The organism is Castellaniella caeni NBRC 101664 (assembly GCF_001592225.1).
GTDB classification, from domain to species: Bacteria; Pseudomonadota; Gammaproteobacteria; order Burkholderiales; family Burkholderiaceae_B; genus Castellaniella; species Castellaniella caeni.
Genome location: NZ_BCWN01000029.1, coordinates 1 through 20,838 on the forward strand (window position 1 = coordinate 1; position 20,838 = coordinate 20,838).

The following is a 20,838-nucleotide window of genomic DNA, read 5'->3' on the forward strand; positions in this document are numbered from 1 at the left end:
AGTCCTGATCTGTTCGGTTGATACAAACGGCACTGGCCTGTAGTTTCAAGACAGGCCCTGACATCGCATGAAAGCTTTTAACTGTTTGACGAGATATCTTTGTCCTGTGCCTGGTTTATTTTGTGTGCCTGGCATCGCGATCAAGCAAGCCCTTGCGTTCTTCGTACTCGCGGGGCGTGATCTCACCGTTCGCCAGGTGGCGCTGCAGCATTTCGTGGGGCGACTCGCGCGCGCGTCTGTGCCGCCCGCTCGTACGCCCCCAGCCGTAGAACACGATGATGCCGACCAGCGCCAACCAGAAGATCCACCAGAAAAAGTGCATGCCGCCCATGAAGAAGCCGCCGTTGTAAACCATGTGCACTCCCTCAGCCCTTGGCTGCCGGGGTTGTGCTACTGGCCAGTGCAGATTTCACCCGCTCAAGCCGATCGCGCACCTCGTGGGCGATGCGCCCGACCTCGGGGTTCGAGGTCATCTGCAACACCGCAACGGGGTCCATGAAGGCAACGACCAGGCGACCGTCGGCCTCTTCACGCACGACGACGTTGCAGGGCAGCAGCAGGCCGATGTCGGGTTCAGCCTCCAGGGCGCGGTGGGCCAGCGGCGGATTGCAGGCGCCGAGGATGCGGTAGGGTCGCCCCTCGATGCCCAGCTTGGCCTTCATCGTGGCCTGCACGTCGATCTCGGTCAGGACGCCAAAGCCTTCGGCTTTCAGCGCTTCGGTGACGCGGGCGACGGCCGTCACAAAGTCCTTGTCCTGGATGTCACAGCGAAAACCATAGGGGGTGGCAGGTGGCTGTTGCGCGCTTGCTGCCGTGTGAGGGGAATTTGAAGTACTCATGGCTGATTCCTCATTTTGTTGCAGGAAGCGCCTGCAGGCGGTCTGTCATCATCTGCATCATGGACTGCATCATGTCCATACGCTGCTCCAGCATGTCCTGGCGGGTGGCCATGTCGGCCGACTTGCCCGGCGCTGCGCCTGTGCTCATGCCACTGCCCATGCCGCGGCCCATCATGCTCATGCCGCCCATGCTACCCATCATATTCATGCCGCCTTGCATGAGTTTCATCTGCTTGGCCATCAGCGCACTGTGCTCCTCGGGCGTCTTCGCGGCCAGCATTGCATCGTGCATCTGCTGCATGGCCTTCATCTGGCTGGCATAGTCGGGGGCAGTCGTGCCCGCGCGCATACCTGCGCCCGGGCTACCCGATTGCGCCTGAGCAGCCTGCGCGACGGTGTCATTTGCCGGATGATGGCTGTCGTTTTGATCGCCATTGGCAGCCCAGGCCGGGGCGGTCAGGGCTGCACTGGTCAGAACGGCAATAGATGCAAAGGTACGGAGGTAGGTCATGTTGAACTCCTGGTCAGCTAGAGACAGTTGCGACTGTCAGGGTGCGGCAGCTAATAAACAACTGACGCATGTATTGCATTGATATATGAAAGTTTAGCGAAGCGCTTATGTCGATCTGATGACACCAGCATGACAATGTCGTAATGTAATGGCGGTGCAGGCTTGGTTAGTAGGTCGTGGTCGTCAACGAGTCCCGCAGGATCTGCTCTGCCTGCCTGGATGTGTTCAAATGGCATCGTGGCCCTCGGGATCCTCCTCAAAACTCGCAGTGTGATGTGGAACGCGTGCGAGATATTCGTCATTGTCCGGTGTCCCAGCGCCGCTTGAAGAAGTTGTAGATCGGCACGTACACCATCCCGGCATACGCCCCGTACAGGAAGCTCTCCTAATGAGGATGTGGTTCGCGGCTACCGCCCGTGGCGCTCGGCGGGTTCCCTACGGCCTTTGGGTCGGCGGTCCTGTTCGCGTCGCGATCTTCGCCAGAACCCGAGCCATGGCCTCCACCATGTCCTCCATGGCACCCGTGTCCGAACAAGTGCATGGCAATGAACGCCACTCCAAACAGTACCCAGATCCAGTTCTCTGTTAGCCAAGCCATTTCCAGCTCCTTTCGTTGAGATCGTTCAGACGTCGACCTTTCGTTCTGGACAGCCGCGCAAGGCGGCGAGCGATTGGTCTTGGCATGTCAATGCCGCGGCAGTTCCTGCTCGCTGCCGCCCCTGGAGCGCTCGACCAGTCGCCGCCACTGGCCGATTCGCGGAATGAACATCGGAACGCGTCGCCGATAGGCGCGATACTCATCGCCGAATTCCGCCAGCACGCGTTTCTCCTCATTTCGTGCAAGCAGCCAATAGATCAGCACAATCACGGGAAATAGCGTCACCGAGAAGATCGTCGGCCAATGCACGACGCCCTCGCCAAAGAGGCCAATGAACAGGCCGGTGTACTGAGGGTGCCTGACCAGCGCATACAAGCCACCGGTGGCGAGACGCTTCTCCTTTTGCGCACGGTAGAGCTCGCGCCAGCCCTGGGCGAACAAACCAATGCCGACAAACAGCAAGAGATAGCCGAGCAGCATCGAGATCATCATGCCCAGCTCACCCACGCCCAGCAGCGTGGACCAGAGACTGGCGCTCAGATTTGCACTGTCTAGCCCGAAGAACCGGACCATCAGATAGATGGTGAGCGGGAAGCCGTACATCTCGGCGTACAGTGCGATGATGAATGCCTGCACGAGTCCCGCGCTGGCCCATTCACGCCAGGTCTTCGGAGCCAGGTAGCGGTAGAAGAACCAGGACGCAATCACGATCATGATCGCTGCAATGCCCCAGACGCTTGAATGAGAGATCGATTCATCCATGATGGATGTCCTTTTGAAGCGCTGTGAGGGATCGCCCTGTGTACGGTGCCAGACTCCGTTTGAAGCCGGATGTCCGAGTCTTGAGCGCGTACGACGCCGAGGAGGGTAAAGCGATGGAAAGTGGTGGCTGGTGTTTCACGTGTGTGCATCCTGTGATCGGAACGAGCAAGATATCGAGGTCGGCCGCTTATACGCGACCCACGCAACTATTGCATTGATGTATAAGAGTTTAGTGAAGCGCTCATGTCGATCGGATGACGCTGCGATGACAACTTTGCAATGTTCACCACCTCAGACTGAGACAGTCACGGCGTCAGTGCGTGGGCCGATCGTCTTGCGGCCCACCAGTAAATAAAAATTCCGAAGAGAATCATGGGTAATGAAAGTAACTGGCCCATCGACAGGCCACCCGCGAATAAGCCGAGATAGTTATCCGGCTCGCGGGTGAACTCCACCATAAATCTAAAGACCCCGTAGCCCATCAAGAACACTGCACTTGTTTGCCCGATCGGACGTGGCTTGCGTGCAAACCACCAGATAAGTGCAAACAGCGCAAAGCCTTCGAGTCCCATTTCATAGAGTTGCGATGGGTGGCGTGCGATGCCGTCCCCCGTTTGTGGAAACACCATGCCCCAAGGCACTGTGGTGGCGCGGCCCCATAGCTCGCCATTGATAAAGTTGCCCAGGCGCCCAGCAGCCAGGCCCAAAGGGATGAGTGGCGCGACAAAGTCGCCAATCTCCAGCAGTGTGCGACCGCGCTTGCGGGCAAAGATCAGCATGGCCACGATTACGCCCAGCAGACCACCGTGAAACGACATGCCGCCTTCCCATAGGTAGAGCGCCGAGAGCGGGTGGCTCAGGTACTCGCCCGGTTTGTAAAACAGTACATACCCCAGGCGCCCGCCAATCACCACGCCTAGCACGCTGTAAAAGATGATGTCCTCGAGATCGCGTAGGGTCAGGCCGCAGGGGTGATGCCGGATGCGCCAGCGGCCCAGCAGCCATGCCAGGGCAAAGCCGGTGAGATACATCAGGCCATACCAGTGGATGGCAAGTGGTCCGATTTGCAAGGCGATGGGGTCGATCTGGGGGTATTGCAGCATGGATGTGGCCCGATTAAAAGATTACCGTGGATTAGTCATGTTCCAACGTCTGGGCGTCCATCAGCACACCTCCTTGGGGCAACAAGCCGACTCGGGTTGCGGGGCACAGGGGAAGGCGGATTCCGTCTCCGGCACGATTGGGATCGGCAGCCGGATTCCCGCCCGGTACATCAGCGCCGCGACGCCCAGTCCCGCCAGGCGTGCCGCCGGCGGGTCGGCCCGAGAACTCAGCACTACCGGCACCGTCAGTCCCATGACCACCCCCGCTGCGGTGGCGCCACCGTGGTACTCCAGGTTTTTCGCCAGAATGTTGCCCGAGACCAGGTCCGGCATCAGCAGGATATCCGCTTGGCCTGCCACCGATGACTCGATCCCTTTTTCCCGGGCTGCACGTTCGGAGATGGCGTTATCAAAGGCCAGTGGCCCGTCGACCTCGGCGCCAATGATTTGCCCGCGGCGGGCCATCAGCGTCAGGCAGGCCGCGTCCAGAGTGGAGGGGATGGCCGGGTTGACGGTCTCTACCGCCGAGATTACGGCCGCCCGGGGCACCTCGACGCCGATCATGTGCATCAGTGCGATGGCGTTCTGCAGAATCTGTGCCTTGGCGTTGAGGTCTGGCGTGATATTCACCGCTGCATCGCTGATGGCGAGCAACCGTGGGTAATTGGGTATATCTACCAGAAAGACGTGGCTGACGCGGCTGCCGGGCTGGCGCAGGCCGTGCTCGCTGTCGAGCAGGGCGCGCATGAAGGCATCGGTGTGGATGTGTCCCTTCATCAGCGCGTCGGCGCGACCGGCGCGCACGAGTTCCACCCCGCGGCGGGCGGCATCCGCCTCCGAGTCCGCTTCGATCACGGAGGCCAGGTCGAGCTCCCAGCCGAGCGTGGCTGCGACCTTGGCGATCTCGACGCAGCGACCGATCAGCACCGGTTCAGCGATTCCGAGTCGTACCGCATCGCGAAGTGTTTCCAGCACTGCAGCCTGTGCCGCGTTGACCACGGCGACCCGAATCGGGTCCCCGTGCCGTGCCTGCTGCACCAGGTCATCAAGCGTGGCCAATCGTTGGACGGCGTTATTGATCATGTTTCCTTTCATTGGTTGGCATACAGGCGCTGCACGTGCCGCGCGATCATCCGTTCTTCATCGGTGGTCACGGCTTCCACCTGGACCAGGCCCTCGGCGGCGGAGATCAGCGGCTCGGGCTTGCGATTGCGCCCTGGGTCCAGTGTCACGCCCAGATACGCCAGGCCATCGCAGATCTGCGCGCGGATGTCCGGCGCGTTCGCGCCGATGCCGCCGGTGAAGATCAGCCGGTCCAGCCCGCCGAGGGCGGCGCTCAGGGCGCCGATGAAGTGGCGCGCGCGATGACAAAAGAAGTCGATCGCCTGCGCGGCCTCTGGGGTGTCCTGACGGCGCGCCAGGAGCTCGCCCATATCGGCGCTCACGCCAGAGAGGCCCAGTAAGCCGCAGCGTTGGTAGAGCAATGACTGGAGAGCTTTAGGATCGAGTCCTTGCTGCCCGGCCAGATACAGCAGGATGCCGGGATCCAGATCGCCGCTGCGGGTACCCATAGGCATGCCGCCCAGAGCGCTGAAACCCATCGTCGTCTCGACGCTGCGCCCACCGCGGATCGCCGCCAAGGAGGCGCCGTTGCCCAGGTGCGCGACGATCAGGCGTTCGTCAAGTGCCGCTGGACCGTGGCGGCGCACCACATCCTCGACGATGAATTCGTAGGAGAGCCCGTGAAAGCCATAGCGACGCACGCCCTGGGCCTCGTACTCCCGAGGCAGTCCGGTATGCCGGGCGACCTCAGGCAGGCCGTGATGAAACGCCGTGTCGAAGCAGGCGAGCTGGGGTACGTTGGGAAAATGCGCGCGCATGGCGGCGATGCCGGCCAGGTTGTGCGGCAGATGCAGCGGAGCCAATGGAATCAGCGTGTCCAGACGACGCAGCAGTGTGTCGTCGATACGCTGCGAACAGTCACAGTCCGCCCCCCCGTGGACCACTCGGTGCCCGATGCCAACCAGATTCAGCCCTTCACCTTGCTGACGCAAGATCTCGTCGAGACGCGCAATGGCTGCCGCATGATCCGCGAATCGCACGTCGTTGTTCGCGAGGACTTGTTCCCGAGCGTCCACCACGCGGAACCGTCCCTGTTCAGTGCCGATGCCGCTGGCCTCCCCCCACAACTGACGATTGAGGCCATCGGCCAGGCCGAACACGGCGAATTTCAGGCTGGATGAGCCGCAGTTGACCACCAGGATGGATGGGCGCGTCGACATTTCCTTACACTTCCTTATTGTGGGAATGGGGTGTCTCTGTCTCGCTCTTGTCGAGCCATGACCCGCCATAGAGCCCCTCGAACACCTTCTCGAAGACGCTGTCGCGAGTCGTGCCAACCTGCGTCAGTGTCGAGGCGATCGAGTCGCTCACCAATGTCTCCCATTGCCGGTAGGGGCTGCTGCTATCGACCGGCGTTGGTGTGGTCTCCACCCTCTCGGCCAGCCACTTCACCCCGCCCATCCAGGGCGCGAAGCGTTCCGAGAACATCAGCCGGCTGGTCCGTGCCGGATGCAGCTGACGCAGCATTTTGGCCGACCAGGGGGTGGTGGCCAGCCGCACCCAGGGTCCGACGAAGGTCTCGTAGAGGGCCACGTTGTGCGCGGAGAGGGCTTTTACCTGCTTGAACGCCACCGTCTGGTCAGCGTAATCCAGGTCTTCCACTCGACGCTCCTCGAAACGCACCTGGAACTCGGGCTTGTGGCAGTCCGGGTCGCCAGTGGGATTGTCGATCTTCATCTCGTAGAGCCCCGGGGCAAGCTCATTGAGGTCGCCGACACTCTCGAGGATCGCCCGGTGCTCCAATCGTGCGACCTTGGCGGACACGAAGATTCCCAGATGGCCCACGTGTGGGTTGAGCAGATAGACGATGCGCTGATCGGCGGCCTTGAGCGCCTCGGTGCTCGGATACACCGCCGGGATCCAGTTGAGCGCCTGGTGCGGCGGGGTGATGTTGTCGCCGCTGGAGGCGAAGATCACCAGCGGGTTGCGGATGCGCTTGAGGTCGACGGTACAACCGGGGCAGATTTCAAACTCACCACGCTCGATCTGGTTACCGATGAAGAGATTCTCGACAATGGCAACGATCTCTTCCTTGCTCAGGCTATAGAAGCCGGTCCACCAGCGCTCAAAATCCAGAAAGCGCTCGCGCTGGCCATCGATGTCGGCAAATAACTGGTAATCCTTCTGCCACAAGGTATTTGCGGGCTTGAGGGATTCGAAGTTGGCCGCCAGATGGGCGCCGTCAAAACGCCCGTCCCCCAGGTCCGCCAGCAGGTGCGTCATCCAGGCGCCACCCAGCAGTCCGCCGGCCAGGCGCATGGGATTGACCCCGGATTCGCCAGACCAGTAAGACAGCGGTGAGCCGTTGAGTACCGCCGGTCCGACCAGACCTACGCAATCAGCCGAGAGCAGCGCAATGGCCCAGCCCGCCTGACAGTTGCCGTAGAGCACCGGTGGCTTGCCTGGATGCCGCTCGGCCAGCGTCTCGACGAAGCGTCGCAGGACATGCAGTACGTCTTCCAGCGTCTGCCCGGGCATGGGCTCCGGAAAGAAGATCACGAAGTAGACCGGGTGCCCCTCGTGCAGCGCCATGCCCACTTCGGAGTCTTGTTTGAAACCGCCGATGCCCGGGCCATGACCGGCGCGCGGGTCGACGATCATCACCGGCGGCTTGGTCTCGTCAAGGCAGTCTTCCAGACAGTCTTCGCCGACCCGGGTGATACGCAGCAAGGCATAGTTGGCGGGGCGCTCCAGTCGGCGGCCGTCCAGGATCATCTCGTAGTCGAAGTCGAGCAGTGGCGGCATGCCGGCCTGCTCATGCTCGAGCATGTTGTCGGCACGCTGGCGCAGGGTGTCCATGTAGCGCACGCCGCGCCGCCAGAGGTCGGTCTGGTAGGCGAGTAGTTCCGCTGCGGGATTGCTTGGAATGGTGGTGTGTTCGAACGCACGGGCAGGCTTCTGGTCGGCCGCCGTCTGGGAGGAAGCGGGTTGACGCTCGCGAGGAGCTTTACGCACCGCAGGGGTTTTGACTGTCGATAGTTTGGCATTCATTGTGGCTTACCTCGCGGTGTGCAAATCTGATTTAATTAAGGTGGCCTGGATCAAATCTTCTCGCGGCGCAGGCGCAGCGCATTCAAGACCACCGACAGCGAGGAGGCGGTCATCGCAAAGGCGGCAAACATGGGTCCGATCAGGATGCCGAAGAACGGGTAGAGGATCCCGGCGGCGATCGGCACACCCGCGCCGTTATAGATCAGTGCAAAGAACAGGTTCTGCCTGATGTTGCGCATGGTGGCCAGCGCCAGCTTGCGGGCGCGCACGATGCCATCGAGATTGCCCTTGACCAGGGTGAAACCCGCGCTTTCGATCGCCACATCGGCGCCGGTGCCCATGGCGATGCCGACATCGGCCTGCGCCAGCGCGGGGGCATCGTTGACCCCGTCGCCCGCCATCGCCACCCTGCGGCCTTTGGCCTGCAGCTCGCGGATGATGCGCGCCTTGTCCTCGGGCAGCACGTCGGCGCGGATTTCATCGATCCCCAGGCGCGCGGCTACCGCCTTCGCGGTGCGCTCGTTGTCGCCCGTGGCCATGATGATGTGAAAGCCCAGTTTGTGCAGTGCCTTGAGGGCATCGGGCGTGGTGGCTTTCACCGGGTCGGCGACGCTGACCAGCCCTGCGATGGCGCCGTCGAGCACCACGAACATGACCGTCTCGCCCTCGTCGCGGCGAGCGTTGGCGACGGCGGCCAGTGGGCCGCCATCGAGGCCCAGCTCGGCCATCAGCCTGGCATTGCCGAGCGCCACCTGGTGGCCATCGACCACACCTTTGACGCCCATGCCGGTCACCGCCTCGAAATCATCGGCCTTGCCCAATTCGACTCCGCGCTCCTCGGCGCCGGCGACGATGGCGTCGGCCAGCGGGTGCTCGGATCCTATTTCCAGCGTCGCCGCCAGCCGCAGCACCTCGGTCTCGTCGTGCCCGGCTTCGGGCAGCACGGCGACGAGCTTGGGCTTGCCTTCGGTCAGGGTGCCGGTCTTGTCGACGATCAGCGTGTCGACCTTGGCGAAGCGCTCCAGCGCCTCGGCGTTCTTGATCAGCACCCCCAACTGCGCACCGCGCCCGGTGGCCGTCATGATCGACATCGGCGTGGCGAGCCCCAGCGCGCAGGGGCAGGCGATGATCAGCACCGCCACCGCCGAGACCAGCGCGTAGGCCAAGGCCGGCACCGGCCCCCAGATCGCCCAGGCGATGAAGGACAAGACCGCAACGCCAATGACCGCGGGGACGAACCAGCCCGCCACCTGGTCGGCGAATTTCTGGATGGGCGCGCGCGAGCGCTGGGCATTGGCCACCATCTCGACGATCTGGCTGAGCGTGGTATCGGCACCGACCCGGGTGGCTTCCATGATGAGGCTGCCGGTACCGTTGATCGTGGCACCGGTGACCTTGTCGTCCTTGGTTTTTTCCACCGGAATTGGCTCACCGGAGATCATTGACTCGTCGATGGCAGAGCGGCCCTCGAGCACCATGCCGTCCACCGGCACCTTGTCGCCGGGGCGCACCCGCAGGTGATCGCCCACCCGCACGGCTTCCAGGGGGATTTCTTCCTCGGTGCCGTCAGCGCGGATTACCCGGGCGGTCTTGGCGGCCATGTCCAGCAGCGCGCGGATCGCCTTGCCGGTGCCTTCACGGGCACGCAGCTCCATGACTTGGCCAAGCAGCACCAGGGCAACGATGACTGCCGCGGCCTCGAAATAGATTCCGACCTGGCCGCTTACGGGGTCGCGAAAGCCTTCCGGGAAGATGCCCGGCACCAGCACCGCGACGATCGAGAAGAGATAGGCCGCGGCGACCCCCATGCCGATCAGGCTGAACATGTTGAGGTTCATGGTGCGAAACGAATTCCAGCCGCGCACGAAAAATGGCCAGCCCGACCACAGGATCACCGGGGTGCTGAACACGAGCTCGATCCACATCGAGGTTCGTTCACCGAAGAAGTCGCGAATCGCCGTGAGGCCCAGATAAGGAGCCATCGCCAGCACTAGCACCGGGATCGTGAGGACGGCCGCGACCCAGAAGCGGCGGGTGAAATCCACCAGTTCGGGATTGGGCCCCTCGTCGCCGGCCGCGGCGGATTCCAGCTCCAGGCCCATGCCACACAGGGGACAGGCGCCGTGCGTGGTCTGCCGCACCTCGGGGTGCATCGGGCAGGTGTAGACCGCACCGACATAGCCGGCGGGCACCTGGTCGTACTGGCCGCCGCGAACCGGCGCAGCGGTTTCATGGCCGGCTTGATGGGCGTGCCCGTGCCCGTGACCATGGCCATGACCCTTGTCATGGCGGGACTGCGCCTGTGGCTCGCCGCTTTGCACGGGCACCAGGTGCATGCCGCACTTCGGACAGTCACCGGGCTGATCGGAGATCACCTCGGGGTGCATCGGGCAGGTGTATTGGGTAGAGGTGGTGTATTGGGCAGCCCCTTGTTTACCGTGCTGCGCGTGTTCGGGTCGTTTTATGGGCTGCTGCTGAGTCATGGAGTCGTCTCCGTTACTGTGGGTAAGGCGGTGGCACGTACGGTCCTGTTTCGCGTAACCAATATTGCGTTGCCGTCTACACAAAAATCGTTGATGCATAAGATCACGCTGGCGCCTGGCATTGGGCGCTAATAAGCAACCCACGCAGCTATTGCATTGATATATAAGAGTCTAGCGAGGTGTTCATGTCAATCAGATGACACCATCATGACAATTCTGTAATGTCATGGTGGCGCAAGCTTGGTTGGTGCATCGTGACCGGTGACCGTCAGTGAGCCGAGACCCCATGATTTGATGACTCGTCTGGGCTGCCTTTGCGATTGATGCTCTTGCCCTGGCCGTGTCATCGCAGTACCGCTGGTTCATCGGGCAACTCGTTTGCGTATTGGCCACTGGCCGGGAAGTGTGTTACCAAGTGTTGTGTCACCATCCGGATACCATCCACCACACCACTTTCGAACTCGAATTGTTTGAAGGCGGATTCCATCTGACGGCACACCGCATTCCATTCGCCCTGGCTGACCTTCTCGTGAATGCCCCGGTCCGCCACGATCTCTACCGCGTGATCGGCGAGCAGCAGGTAGATCAACAAGCCGTTATTGTGTTGGGTGTCCCACACCCGAAGCTGCGAGAACAGCTCGATTGCCCGTTCACGGGCCGACTGTGCGTGCAACAGCGCGCGAAACTCCAGCGAACCCTCGATCGCGATGCGGATCTCGCCGTCGTGCCTGGCCTCGCTATCCTTGATCGCCCGCTCGATCGCCACCATTGCACTGCGGGGGAAGCACCGCTGGACATACCAGTCGGTTGTCAGCAGGTGACACACGATGCGCGGGCTCTTCATGGTCACCACCTGCCCGAGGCGCCACCGCCACCGAAGCCACCACCACCGCCGCGAAAGCCGCCGCCACGATGACCACGGCCGCCGCGGTATAGACCCCCCAACCCGTGCAAGGCCCGGCCGCCACCCATCAAGGTGAACAGCAGCGCCGCGATGGCCGAAAAAAGCGCGATCGATAGCGCACCGACCATGAGCCATGCCACCGCGCCCACCACACCGCCCGTGACGACAGCACCCGGTACCCTACCTATCGTCGAGCGCAGCAGACCGCCCAGGGCGAGGGCCACGATGAAGAGAACAGGGCCGTAGCGCTGGATGTCACCCTGGGGGGCAGGGCCCCTGTCTTCTGGCGCTGGCAAGGCCTCGCCGTCGACAGTGCGGATAATCTGCCCAACCCCGGCGGCGATGCCGCCGTAGAAGTCCTGCTGCCTGAATCGGGGCAGGATGAGCTCGCTGATAATGCGCCCGGAGGTGAGATCAGTGAGTGCGCCTTCCAGACCATAGCCGACCTCGATGCGCACTGTGCGGTCGTCTTTGGCCACCACAAGAATCGCGCCGTCGTCGACTTTTGCGCGTCCCGGTTTCCATTGCTCGGCAACACGCAACGAGAACTGCTCGATCTGCTCGGGTGCAGTCGATGCGACGATCAGCACCGCGATTTGTGTGCCTTTCCTGGCCTCGAAGTCGGTCAGCGCCTGCTCCAGCGTGGCCTTCTGCTCAGTGTCCAGGGTCTTGGTCTGGTCGATGACGTGCCCCGTCAATGGGGGCACGGGCACTTGCGCTATGGCAAGCGCGCTCCAGACGAGCGAACTGGCCAGCAGCAGGGCGCCGACAATCCGGCCTACCGTCTCGCCAATGGTCACCGCACCGCCCCGGACGTTGCCGGTATCGCACCGCCGACCGGTTTCTCAAAGCTGACGTTGGGTGGCTTTGCTATTTCCTTCTCGTTTTCGACAGTGAAGTTGGGCTTTTCCTTGTAGCCAAACAACATTGCAGTCAGATTGGAAGGAAAGGTTCGTACCGTCACGTTGTAGTCTTGCACGGACTTGATATAACGGTTGCGCGCTACGGTGATGCGGTTCTCGGTGCCTTCCAACTGTGCCGACAGGTCGCGGAATCCCTGGTTGCTCCGCAGGGCCGGGTAGTTCTCGGAGACAGCCATGAGCCGCGACAAGGCGCCCGTCAGCTGGCCTTGCGCCTGCTGGAATTTCTGGAACGCTTCGGGGTTGTTGAGCAGCTCGGCAGTCGCCTGAATCGAGGTGGCCCTTGAGCGTGCCTCGATCACTTGCGTCAATGTGCTCTGTTCGAAATTTGCCTCGCCCTTGACCGTGTTCACCAGGTTGGGGATCAGGTCCGCGCGGCGCTGATACTGATTGACCACTTCTGACCAACTCGCCTTGACTTGCTCGTCTGAACTCTGGAATGTGTTGTAGCCGCAGCCGGCCAGGCTCAGAGCCAGTATCGCCGCAAAAATGGCCTTCAGTATCCGCATGTTCGGGTCTCCATGTGAGAGAGCTGGGAATGGGGCTTACGGGATGGACCGATAGGTAATGCCGTTGGGATTGGGCCCCACCCGGTATGTGGCGACAACCTCCTGTGTGCTGGTGTCTATCGCGCTGACCGTGTCGTCCTGATTGTTTGTGACAAAGACAAAGCCCCCCTCACTGCTGGCGACAACCCCATGGGCGCCCATGCCCGTGGTCACCGTGGCTTGAACGCTTTGGCTTTTCACATCAATGACAGAGACCGTGTTGTCGGGCTCGCTCTCGCTGCCCTGATTGGCGACGTAAACCTTGCTGCCATCCGCGGTTGTGTATAGCTGGATGGGATTGCGGCCAACCTTTATGCGATTGAGCACCTGTCTGGTGACGGTGTCGATGATCGCCACACTATTTTCATCCCGCAGCGATACATAGACCTGTGCTCCATCAGGCGTAAAGGCAACTTGAACCGGGGCCTTGCCAACAGGGATGCGTGCGGATTCTTTGAGATTTTGGGTATTTATGACGGATACGTTGTTATCGGTGACGTTGGCGACATACAGTTCTTGCCCATTGGGGCTCAGACGCAAGCCGTGAGGAAACGCTCCGGTGGGAATCTCGGCGATGATTTTCTTGTGCTGAATGTCAACGACCGAGACCTGATTGGCCTCGGAGTTGGTGATATAGGCACGATCACCCTTTTCGCTTGTCACAACATGGGCAGGGTGACCGCCTGAAGGCAGCGTCGCCAATGTCTTGTCGATCTGGCCGGCATCGATCAATAGTAATTTGGCGTCGTTACCATCTTCAGAACTGGCGTGCGTATCGGTCTTCTCACCAGCTTGGTCATTGCCCATACCGTGCCCGGCCATACCGGTCATCGCCGGCATGCCAACGGCAAGAACCGTCTTTCCATCAGGGGAGATCTGGACATTATGCGGGATGACGGATACCTTCGCCGTGTGTACGGCGCCGGTACGCAAGGTGATCTCGCTCACGGAGCCGTCGCCTTCATTGGCGCTGTACACAACGCCGTTCGGTAGCGTTGCCGCCTGGACCGCCCCGGCAGCCAGCGTGAGGGCAATCGAAGCAAGAAGAGGGTGTATTTGAAGCATTGTCGGATCTCCGGTTCGAAACGGTTGTAACCATTGAAAGTCATGTCATTGAAAGCAGCAGTGCTGCCCATCGATCACTGTATCGATCCATCCCTGACGGATTGATGACGCGCTAATTACAATCTTGTAATGTGGCGCGATTCACGTGTTTTATCGACATGCGAGGCGTCCCGGCGCCGGGCAGACTGCCCGATGCGCAAGGGTTACGGCACAATGCGACGGTTCTGGAAGAACCCAATCAAAGCGGGATGGCCGAGTCCAGCGACTTCAGGAATTGTTTTGGCGATTGGAAGCCGATGACTTGAAAGTCGATTTCTTTGCCTTTCCTGTCAAAGAAAAGGATCCCGGGAGGCCCAAAAAGTGCAAAACGCTTGAGTAGCGCTTGATCATCCGCATTGTTTGCCGTCACGTCAGCTTGCAGCAGGATGACGTCCTTCAAGCGCCCCCGGACTCGCGGGTCGGTAAAGGTGAAACGATCCATTTCCTTACACGATATACACCATTCCGCCCAAAAATCGAGCATCACGTAACGGCCGTCTGCCGCCTGCAATTGTGACTCCAGGTCAGCCAGATTCTTGATGGGCCTGAATGTAATCTCGGTTGCAGCGCTGCCTGCTGGCGTGGTGGTGTTTACGCTCCTGAGGGCAGCCAAGGGCTGCAGCACATCTCGGCTGCCCGAAAGGCCGCCGATGAGTAGCGCGAGGCCGAGTGTCAAGGCAATGATCCCAATACCTTTTCCGAAACGCATATATCCTGCCGAGCTCGCAGGCAAGGGGTCCAAGGCCCTGAGATACATCGCCGATATGATGAGCAGAATGGCCCATAAGAACAGATGCACCACGGCGGGGATGACTGGGGAGACGAGGTAAATGGCCACGGCCAGCAGGGTCACGCCAAAGAAATGCTGGACGGATTTCATCCAGGGGCCGGCTTTTGGCAGCAAGGCGCCGGCGCTTGTGCCAAAGATCAGGAGTGGCACGCCCATGCCGATGGCGAGCGAGAAAAGCGCCATGCCGCCGACCACGGCGTCACCCGTTTGCCCAATGTACAGTAGCGCACCTGCCAGGGGCGCAGCCACGCACGGCCCCACGATCACGGCAGACAGCACGCCCATCAGAAAGACGCCAAACAGCCTGCCGCCTGGTGTGCGGTTGGCTGCGCGCGTCAGGCGGCTTTGAATCGCAGCGGGCATCTGCAACTGGTAAAAACCGAACATGGATAACGCAAGCAATACAAAGACTGTCGCGAAGCCGCCCAGGACCCACGGGTTTTGCAGATAGGCCGATAGCATCGTACCGGCAAGTCCAGCCGCAATGCCCGCCAGCGTATAGGTCATTGCCATGGCGAGCACATAGACCAATGAGAGGCCAAAGGCCTGGCGTCGCGTGGCGTGGTGGCCCTGTCCGACGATAATCCCCGACAGAATCGGGATCATGGGAAGCATGCACGGGGTGAACGCCAGGATCAGGCCAAAACCAAAGAATGCGGTAACCAGTGCCCACGCATTGCCTTGTGCGAACAAATTACCGATTACGCTGGTCTCTGATAGGCTGGTGTTGGATCGCGGTTCACGGATATCGGTCGCAGCGGCTGGCGCCGTGGGAGCCGTGCGAGTAGAAGCAACGGAGGCATTGGCCTGGGCCAGTGGCACCGTGAGCGTCTTCTCGATGGGCGGATAACAAACACCTGAGGGATCATTGCAACCCTGATAGGATGCGAACAAGGTCAGGGATTGCCGGGCCGCACTGTCAGCCGGCCGGTCCAGGGCAATGACGGCTTCTACGGGCTCGTAATAGACCTCTTCTTCCCCGAAGGTTGGGTCGTCTTTGAGCTTGCCGGAGGGTAACGATGTGCTGGCAATCGTGATGTCCGGAGAATCCGGCAGGCTGAACGCAATCCGGCTACGGTACAAATAATAGCCCTTGGCGGGGGTCAGTGTGGCGACAAGCGTGTTGAAATCCCGCGCCACGACCGAAATCTGAAATGCCTTCTCGGGTGGCAACAGCCCTGGCTCGGAGGACGACCCATCAAAAAGACCGGTTATCGATTTGAAAAGACCTTTTGAAGGGGTGAAGACCTGTGTTTGCGTACTACTAGAGCCAGGCGAAGCGTCACGGGGTGGTTCGTGGCTGGCGCCGTATGCCCACGATGAGACCAGCAAGAGTAGGGTGGCAATCAATCGTGTCACGTTCACAGCAAGCGTCCATCATTCAAAGCATTCTGCGTCTTACTTATCAAGCGTCGTGCCATATTTCGCAATCTGCGTCCAGGTCGCACCACGATCTTGAGTGACATAGGCATTACGTTTGAAGGTGGCGATCGCGAGATCGTCGTGGCGGGCAGGGTTCTGGGCAATGAACGCCACGGCGTCTTCGTCCAGTGCGGGAAGCTTGATCTTTTCATTGGCCTCACCGTCCTTCAGGCTCATGCGAGTCAGCATGGGGGAATTCGCATAACTGCTGACCCAAAGGTGCTCTCCATCCAGATCGAACCACTGCGCGAGCACCTGAGTGTTCCCGACCCGCGGTTCAAAATGGTTGCCTGCATCGCGCGACAGGTACAAGCCGTCGGCAGCGCCCACGGCCACGATATTGGCATCATTGGGGTGCACCGCCAGGCTGTTGATTTTAGTTTTCAGGCCATCGGCGGCTGCCTGCGTCCAGATCAGACCGTCTGTCCGGGTCATATACAGGCCAGGCTGGCGCATCCGGGTGTTGGGACGATAATTCAGAACATAAACCGCATTGGTTTCGTAGCTGGTGGCCAAGGTGTGGAAATCGGACTCGCCTTCCAGGCTCAGTTGCTGCCAGGTTTTACCCGCATCGGTGCTTTTGATGAGACCGAACGGGTTCACCAGATTCGAGCCAGCCGCGGGATGGCCGCTGCTGTAAAGCGCGTCACGGGTGGCCGCGAACCCCATGTAATCATGCTCGGGCCCGGGCATTTTTGCCCATCGTCCTTCCGCATACGCCGCAATGCCGTAATGGCTCGGGATGAACAGCTGTTGACCGTCCGCACTATAGGCAAGCCCGTGCACGTGCGCGAGTTCAACCGGCGCTGTCTGGGCCGAAACCTTTGTACTTTGCGCATCGGCCGTGGCTGGCTGCGTGCCGGCGACTGCGACGCCAGATCCGCCCAATGTCAATAGTGTGGCGAAGCTTGTTGCCGCCAGAGCGGTAAAAATTGTTTTAGAACGCATCACGTGATATCCGTTAGTCCGAAATATTCTTCCATGAGTTTGTCATGGATCCAGATTGCCGAGGTCACCATGAATGGGCGACAAGCAGGACATTTTATCGTTCCCTTGCTTGCAATCGGATGACGCCTTCATTACAACTTTGTCATGTGAGGGCATACACATACGCATACGGTACGTAGGGGCATACGGCGTGCGCGTGCCCTGCCTTGAACTCCCGGTTTGGGGGCAATGCTTTACGAATACCACCGCAGGAAGGCGGCCGCAGTCAGTGCGACGATAGCCAGCACGGCCAGGGTTTGCCAGACCATCGTGGCGCGTCGGCCCGTGTACAGGTCACGCGCGCGCAGCGATACGGCAATAAGCACAAACGCGGTGATGGCGCACACGATCTTGACGGTCAGCGCCACGATGGCAATGCCGTGAATGTCGGGCAGCTGGCGGTAGAAGTAGAGACTCACCAGCCCAAACAAGGTGCCGCTGGCGATTTGTACTGCCCACCCCGACAAGGTCAGCCACAGTACGCCGCGCTCACGTGCAGGCTGGCCGGTGATCAGGCGATAGAGCGGCGCAGCCACCACGACCACTGCGCCAAAGTTGTGGCCAACCTGGGTCAGCGCGTAGACAAGGTTTTGCCAGTTCAAAGCACTTATCCGACCTGAATGCTGACGCAATCCTCGGCGCCGGTAGCGACGTGAGCCCGGTTGGCCACCTGGATGCAGATGGCGTGCTTTCCTGGTGACAGGTCCATACCGTCGAGCGTGAAACTGCCCTTGAGCTGGCGTGTTTGTCCCACCAGTTCACCGTCCACGTAGACGTGCAGATGGTTCACTTGGGGGCCAGGCGCAGCGCTAAAGACGAGTTCGTCCGGATTTTTAACCTTGAGTGTCACACCATCCTTCAGCGAAGCGGCCGAGACAGCCCCTTCAGCGCCCAGGCTGGGGGCCGCCAGCAGTGCCGATCCCGAGACCAGAGCGGCAAACAATGCTATTACGCGAAAAGATATCATGCGGATTCCAACATTCCTTATTGACCCTTGGGCGTATCCCAGATGACGAAGTCATGGTCATTGCTGTCGGCAACGAAGATGGCCAACAGCTTTGCAGGTTCGGTGTCGCTCGCGTTTTCACTGACAACGTGGTGATCACCCGGCTTTTCGGTCCAGCTCTCGCCCGCGTGAAAGACCATCTCCTGGCCGTCGTTGACCTTGCTGCGAATGGCACCGGACAGGACGTAGGCGAGAATGAATGCAGCGCCGTGGCGGTGTGGTGGAGATTTTACCCCCGGTGCGTAGTCCACTATGACTCCGGTCAGTGATTTGCCCGGAGCGTTTGCGATGGGCTGCTGGAACGCTTGTGTGATGGCCTGGCCCTGCTGAGCAGGCTCGGCCGCCAGGACTGCAGGGCTTGCACTGGCTAGAAAAGCGGCTGCTGAGATTGCCAAGCTTAAAATTCGTATCCTCATTTTCCTTACCTCTTGCTCCTGGCTTCACGTGCTCCGAGCTTGAGGATAGGCGTTTTTTATTGAAAAGGCACATTACAATTTTGTAATCCGTCTGTCATCCTGCTGTCAGTCGCAGGTCAGTAGAGTGTTATATGGGCCCGGACGATGTCGGGTCAGGGTGTTGGCCGCAAGTCGGGTGTGGCACAGAAGCGCGTTGCAGGAGCGATCACCGATATGAAACTGCTCATTGTTGAAGATGAGATAAAAACCGGCGACTACGTGCGTCAAGGCCTGGTGGAATCCGGTTTTGTGGTCGATCTGGCCCGCACGGGTCTGGATGGGCGCCATCTCGCCCTGACGGAACTCTATGACTTGATCATTCTTGACGTCATGCTCCCGGACGTTGATGGTTGGCACATCTTGCAAGCCTTGCGCGAGGCGAAGTTGTGTACCCCGGTGCTTTTTTTGACTGCACGCGATAGCGTAGAGGATCGTGTCAAAGGACTGGAACTTGGGGCCGACGACTATCTGATCAAACCCTTTGCATTTTCGGAACTGCTCGCCCGGGTGCGTACCTTGCTGCGTCGGGGGGCCGCGCCGGTGTTCAATGACCAGTTGCAGGTCGCGGACCTCGTGCTGGACATCCCGCGCAGGCAAGCCCGGCGCAAGGACGTGCGCATCACTCTGACAAACAAGGAGTTCGCGCTTCTGGAGCTTCTGGTGCGGCGCCAGGGCGAGGTCTTGCCGCGCTCCCTCATTGCCTCGCAGGTCTGGGATATGAATTTTGACAGCGACACCAATGTGATCGATGTGGCCATTCGCCGTTTGCGTGCCAAGATCGATGAGGCATTTGAGCCCAAGCTCATTCATACCGTGCGGGGCATGGGCTATATGCTCGACATCGGTGGCAAGGTCGGCTGAACCGTGACGCACCGCCCCGCCTCTCTGGCACTGCGCCTGACTTTGTCCATTGGGGCCGTCATTACGGTGGTCCTGCTGACGTTCGGATGGGTGGTTGAGCGCTCCATCAGCGATCATTTTGCCCAACAGGATGTCGACGAGCTCAACGCGGTCGTTCAGGCCCTGCAGCAATCGTTGTCGGCCTCTCCCATAGACGAAGCGCCAGCAGCGCTTCGGCGCCGGCTGGCCGCTGCCGTGTCGGGACATCATGATGCCGAGTACAGAATATCGGATGCGAGCGGTGCCGTGATCTACGCAACGCCTGGTTCGGCCCTTGACAGGTTTTCCCGCTTGCCACCGTCGGGAAACAAGGTGGATATCGGGTCGGTAAGAATCTGGCAAGATGATGGTCGGACGTATCGAGGGGCGGTCGTACGGCTTGTGCCGCACGCGGCTTCAGCCAATACACCCTGGACCGTTACCGTTGCGACAGGCATCGATTTTCACCTACGCTATTTCCGGAGCTTTCGCGATTATCTGAGGTTGATAACGCTTGCTGCCGCTTTGATTGCCATTTTGGCCATCTGGTTCGCGGTGTATCAGGGCCACGCGCCCATACGACGAATCAGTCGGGAAATGCGGCGCATCAAATCCGATCAATTGTATATTCGGCTCGCACCGGAGGCTGTGCCGGCGGAACTGACGGAGCTTGCGATATCGTTCAATGACATGCTTGACCGCATCGAAAGCGTCTTTCGCAGGCTTTCCAACTTTTCGGCAGATATTGCCCATGAAATGCGCACCCCCATCACCAACTTGATGACTCAAACAGAAGTTGCGCTATCCCAGGTGCGTAGCGTCGAGCAGTATCGTGAAGTCCTGTACTCCAATCTGGAAGAATATGAGCGCATGGCCAAAATGGTGAGCGACATGCTGTTTCTGGCGCAGGCCGATAATAAATTGCTCAAACCGGAAATGGTTGCCGTTGACCTCGCTGACGAAGTGCGCGGCTTGTTTGACTACTTCGAGGCCTGGGCCGAGGAGCGCGCTGTGGCGCTCATCCTGGCCGGCCCGGATGTGTGCGTGCAAGGCGACCGCCTGATGATCCGCCGCGCCTTGAGCAATCTGCTGTCCAACGCGATTCGCCACACGCCGAAGGGCGCCGCCGTCAGGGTCTCGATAAGCGCGACCGATGACACCGGGGTGCTGCGCGTGCAGAACCCGGCATCCGCAATATCGCCCGAACACCTGCCTCATCTTTTTGACCGATTCTATCGGCCCGATAGCTCCAGGCAGCGCGGTGAGGACGGCGCCGGTCTTGGCCTGGCCATCGTCAAGTCCATCGTTGAGGCGCATGGCGGTTCAGTGAGTGCCTCATCGTCGGAGAATCTGATCACATTCGAGATGATATTGCCCACTTGAGGCCGTCTCGAAGACTGAGATCGATCGTAAT

The 20,838-nt window shown here is 60.4% G+C and carries 21 protein-coding genes; 2 read left to right on the plus strand and 19 right to left on the minus strand.

Annotation, left to right across the window (positions count from 1 at the left end):
* Positions 1-115: 115 nt before the first annotated feature.
* The 19 genes from CCA01S_RS14085 to CCA01S_RS14170 form a co-directional block, all read right to left on the minus strand.
* Positions 116-355: an SHOCT domain-containing protein gene (locus CCA01S_RS14085; RefSeq protein ID WP_232305139.1), complete on the minus strand. Its 240-nt coding sequence runs from the start codon at positions 353-355 to the stop codon at positions 116-118.
* Between the two features lie 10 nt (positions 356-365).
* On the minus strand, positions 366-839 hold the full coding sequence (locus tag CCA01S_RS14090; protein WP_084386795.1) for a DUF302 domain-containing protein: 474 nt from the start codon (positions 837-839) through the stop codon (positions 366-368).
* Positions 840-849: 10 nt separating this feature from the next.
* Positions 850-1,350 carry a hypothetical protein gene (locus CCA01S_RS14095; RefSeq protein ID WP_066459611.1) on the minus strand — a complete coding sequence of 167 codons (501 nt, stop codon included), beginning with the start codon at positions 1,348-1,350 and terminating at the stop codon, positions 850-852.
* A 385-nt stretch (positions 1,351-1,735) separates the two neighbouring features.
* Positions 1,736-1,948, minus strand: coding sequence for a DUF2933 domain-containing protein (locus tag CCA01S_RS16340; RefSeq protein ID WP_084386796.1), 213 nt, complete (start codon positions 1,946-1,948; stop codon positions 1,736-1,738).
* Positions 1,949-2,035: 87 nt separating this feature from the next.
* Positions 2,036-2,710 (minus strand): methyltransferase family protein, encoded by a 675-nt coding sequence (locus tag CCA01S_RS14100; RefSeq protein WP_066459612.1) that lies wholly within the window; start codon positions 2,708-2,710, stop codon positions 2,036-2,038.
* A gap of 305 nt (positions 2,711-3,015) precedes the next feature.
* On the minus strand, positions 3,016-3,813 hold the full coding sequence (gene lgt / locus CCA01S_RS14105; RefSeq protein ID WP_066459614.1) for a prolipoprotein diacylglyceryl transferase: 798 nt from the start codon (positions 3,811-3,813) through the stop codon (positions 3,016-3,018).
* Positions 3,814-3,873: 60 nt separating this feature from the next.
* A complete protein-coding gene (locus tag CCA01S_RS14110) occupies positions 3,874-4,896 on the minus strand; it encodes a bifunctional enoyl-CoA hydratase/phosphate acetyltransferase (RefSeq protein ID WP_066459617.1) in 1,023 nt (340 codons plus the stop codon).
* Between the two features lie 8 nt (positions 4,897-4,904).
* Positions 4,905-6,095, minus strand: coding sequence for an acetate/propionate family kinase (locus tag CCA01S_RS14115; RefSeq protein ID WP_066459618.1), 1,191 nt, complete (start codon positions 6,093-6,095; stop codon positions 4,905-4,907).
* A gap of 4 nt (positions 6,096-6,099) precedes the next feature.
* Positions 6,100-7,926 (minus strand): DUF3141 domain-containing protein, encoded by a 1,827-nt coding sequence (locus CCA01S_RS14120; RefSeq protein WP_084386797.1) that lies wholly within the window; start codon positions 7,924-7,926, stop codon positions 6,100-6,102.
* A 50-nt stretch (positions 7,927-7,976) separates the two neighbouring features.
* On the minus strand, positions 7,977-10,409 hold the full coding sequence (locus CCA01S_RS14125; protein WP_180984224.1) for a copper-transporting P-type ATPase: 2,433 nt from the start codon (positions 10,407-10,409) through the stop codon (positions 7,977-7,979).
* Between the two features lie 343 nt (positions 10,410-10,752).
* Positions 10,753-11,253, minus strand: a complete 501-nt coding sequence (locus CCA01S_RS14130) for a TPM domain-containing protein (protein WP_066459619.1) — start codon at positions 11,251-11,253, stop codon at positions 10,753-10,755.
* A gap of 2 nt (positions 11,254-11,255) precedes the next feature.
* Positions 11,256-12,086 (minus strand): TPM domain-containing protein, encoded by an 831-nt coding sequence (locus CCA01S_RS14135; RefSeq protein ID WP_066459661.1) that lies wholly within the window; start codon positions 12,084-12,086, stop codon positions 11,256-11,258.
* 23 nt (positions 12,087-12,109) lie between these two features.
* Positions 12,110-12,742 (minus strand): LemA family protein, encoded by a 633-nt coding sequence (locus CCA01S_RS14140; RefSeq protein WP_066459621.1) that lies wholly within the window; start codon positions 12,740-12,742, stop codon positions 12,110-12,112.
* A gap of 36 nt (positions 12,743-12,778) precedes the next feature.
* Positions 12,779-13,846, minus strand: a complete 1,068-nt coding sequence (locus CCA01S_RS14145) for a YncE family protein (RefSeq protein WP_066459622.1) — start codon at positions 13,844-13,846, stop codon at positions 12,779-12,781.
* A 238-nt stretch (positions 13,847-14,084) separates the two neighbouring features.
* Positions 14,085-16,040 (minus strand): protein-disulfide reductase DsbD, encoded by a 1,956-nt coding sequence (dsbD, locus tag CCA01S_RS14150; protein WP_084386798.1) that lies wholly within the window; start codon positions 16,038-16,040, stop codon positions 14,085-14,087.
* Positions 16,041-16,073: 33 nt separating this feature from the next.
* Positions 16,074-17,045, minus strand: a complete 972-nt coding sequence (locus CCA01S_RS14155) for a F510_1955 family glycosylhydrolase (protein ID WP_066459623.1) — start codon at positions 17,043-17,045, stop codon at positions 16,074-16,076.
* A 233-nt stretch (positions 17,046-17,278) separates the two neighbouring features.
* Positions 17,279-17,686, minus strand: a complete 408-nt coding sequence (locus CCA01S_RS14160) for a hypothetical protein (protein WP_066459625.1) — start codon at positions 17,684-17,686, stop codon at positions 17,279-17,281.
* A gap of 5 nt (positions 17,687-17,691) precedes the next feature.
* Positions 17,692-18,051 (minus strand): hypothetical protein, encoded by a 360-nt coding sequence (locus CCA01S_RS14165; protein WP_066459630.1) that lies wholly within the window; start codon positions 18,049-18,051, stop codon positions 17,692-17,694.
* A gap of 17 nt (positions 18,052-18,068) precedes the next feature.
* Complete coding sequence (locus tag CCA01S_RS14170; protein WP_066459632.1) at positions 18,069-18,506, minus strand: cupin domain-containing protein; 438 nt, start codon at positions 18,504-18,506, stop codon at positions 18,069-18,071.
* Positions 18,507-18,719: 213 nt separating this feature from the next.
* On the opposite strand from CCA01S_RS14170, the gene CCA01S_RS14175 reads away from it, so the two are divergent.
* Entirely contained in the window at positions 18,720-19,406 is a 687-nt protein-coding gene (locus CCA01S_RS14175) for a heavy metal response regulator transcription factor (RefSeq protein WP_066459634.1), read from the plus strand.
* 3 nt (positions 19,407-19,409) lie between these two features.
* Positions 19,410-20,807 carry a Cu(+)/Ag(+) sensor histidine kinase gene (locus tag CCA01S_RS14180; protein WP_066459636.1) on the plus strand — a complete coding sequence of 466 codons (1,398 nt, stop codon included), beginning with the start codon at positions 19,410-19,412 and terminating at the stop codon, positions 20,805-20,807.
* Positions 20,808-20,838 lie beyond the last annotated feature (31 nt).

Excerpts from the sequence above, each read along its gene's own strand:
- CCA01S_RS14130 (WP_066459619.1), bottom strand. The coding sequence starts at position 11,253 with ATGAAGAGCCCGCGCATCGTGTGTCACCTGCTGACAACCGACTGGTAT.
- CCA01S_RS14145 (WP_066459622.1), bottom strand. The coding sequence starts at position 13,846 with ATGCTTCAAATACACCCTCTTCTTGCTTCGATTGCCCTCACGCTGGCT.
- CCA01S_RS14085 (WP_232305139.1), bottom strand. The coding sequence starts at position 355 with ATGGTTTACAACGGCGGCTTCTTCATGGGCGGCATGCACTTTTTCTGG.
- CCA01S_RS14165 (WP_066459630.1), bottom strand. The coding sequence starts at position 18,051 with ATGATATCTTTTCGCGTAATAGCATTGTTTGCCGCTCTGGTCTCGGGA.
- CCA01S_RS14110 (WP_066459617.1), bottom strand. The coding sequence starts at position 4,896 with ATGATCAATAACGCCGTCCAACGATTGGCCACGCTTGATGACCTGGTG.
- CCA01S_RS14095 (WP_066459611.1), bottom strand. The coding sequence starts at position 1,350 with ATGACCTACCTCCGTACCTTTGCATCTATTGCCGTTCTGACCAGTGCA.
- CCA01S_RS14155 (WP_066459623.1), bottom strand. The coding sequence starts at position 17,045 with ATGCGTTCTAAAACAATTTTTACCGCTCTGGCGGCAACAAGCTTCGCC.
- lgt (WP_066459614.1), bottom strand. The coding sequence starts at position 3,813 with ATGCTGCAATACCCCCAGATCGACCCCATCGCCTTGCAAATCGGACCA.
- CCA01S_RS14090 (WP_084386795.1), bottom strand. The coding sequence starts at position 839 with ATGAGTACTTCAAATTCCCCTCACACGGCAGCAAGCGCGCAACAGCCA.
- CCA01S_RS14175 (WP_066459634.1), top strand. The coding sequence starts at position 18,720 with ATGAAACTGCTCATTGTTGAAGATGAGATAAAAACCGGCGACTACGTG.
- CCA01S_RS14115 (WP_066459618.1), bottom strand. The coding sequence starts at position 6,095 with ATGTCGACGCGCCCATCCATCCTGGTGGTCAACTGCGGCTCATCCAGC.
- CCA01S_RS14170 (WP_066459632.1), bottom strand. The coding sequence starts at position 18,506 with ATGAGGATACGAATTTTAAGCTTGGCAATCTCAGCAGCCGCTTTTCTA.
- CCA01S_RS16340 (WP_084386796.1), bottom strand. The coding sequence starts at position 1,948 with ATGGCTTGGCTAACAGAGAACTGGATCTGGGTACTGTTTGGAGTGGCG.
- CCA01S_RS14120 (WP_084386797.1), bottom strand. The coding sequence starts at position 7,926 with ATGAATGCCAAACTATCGACAGTCAAAACCCCTGCGGTGCGTAAAGCT.
- CCA01S_RS14125 (WP_180984224.1), bottom strand. The coding sequence starts at position 10,409 with ATGACTCAGCAGCAGCCCATAAAACGACCCGAACACGCGCAGCACGGT.
- CCA01S_RS14140 (WP_066459621.1), bottom strand. The coding sequence starts at position 12,742 with ATGCGGATACTGAAGGCCATTTTTGCGGCGATACTGGCTCTGAGCCTG.
- CCA01S_RS14100 (WP_066459612.1), bottom strand. The coding sequence starts at position 2,710 with ATGGATGAATCGATCTCTCATTCAAGCGTCTGGGGCATTGCAGCGATC.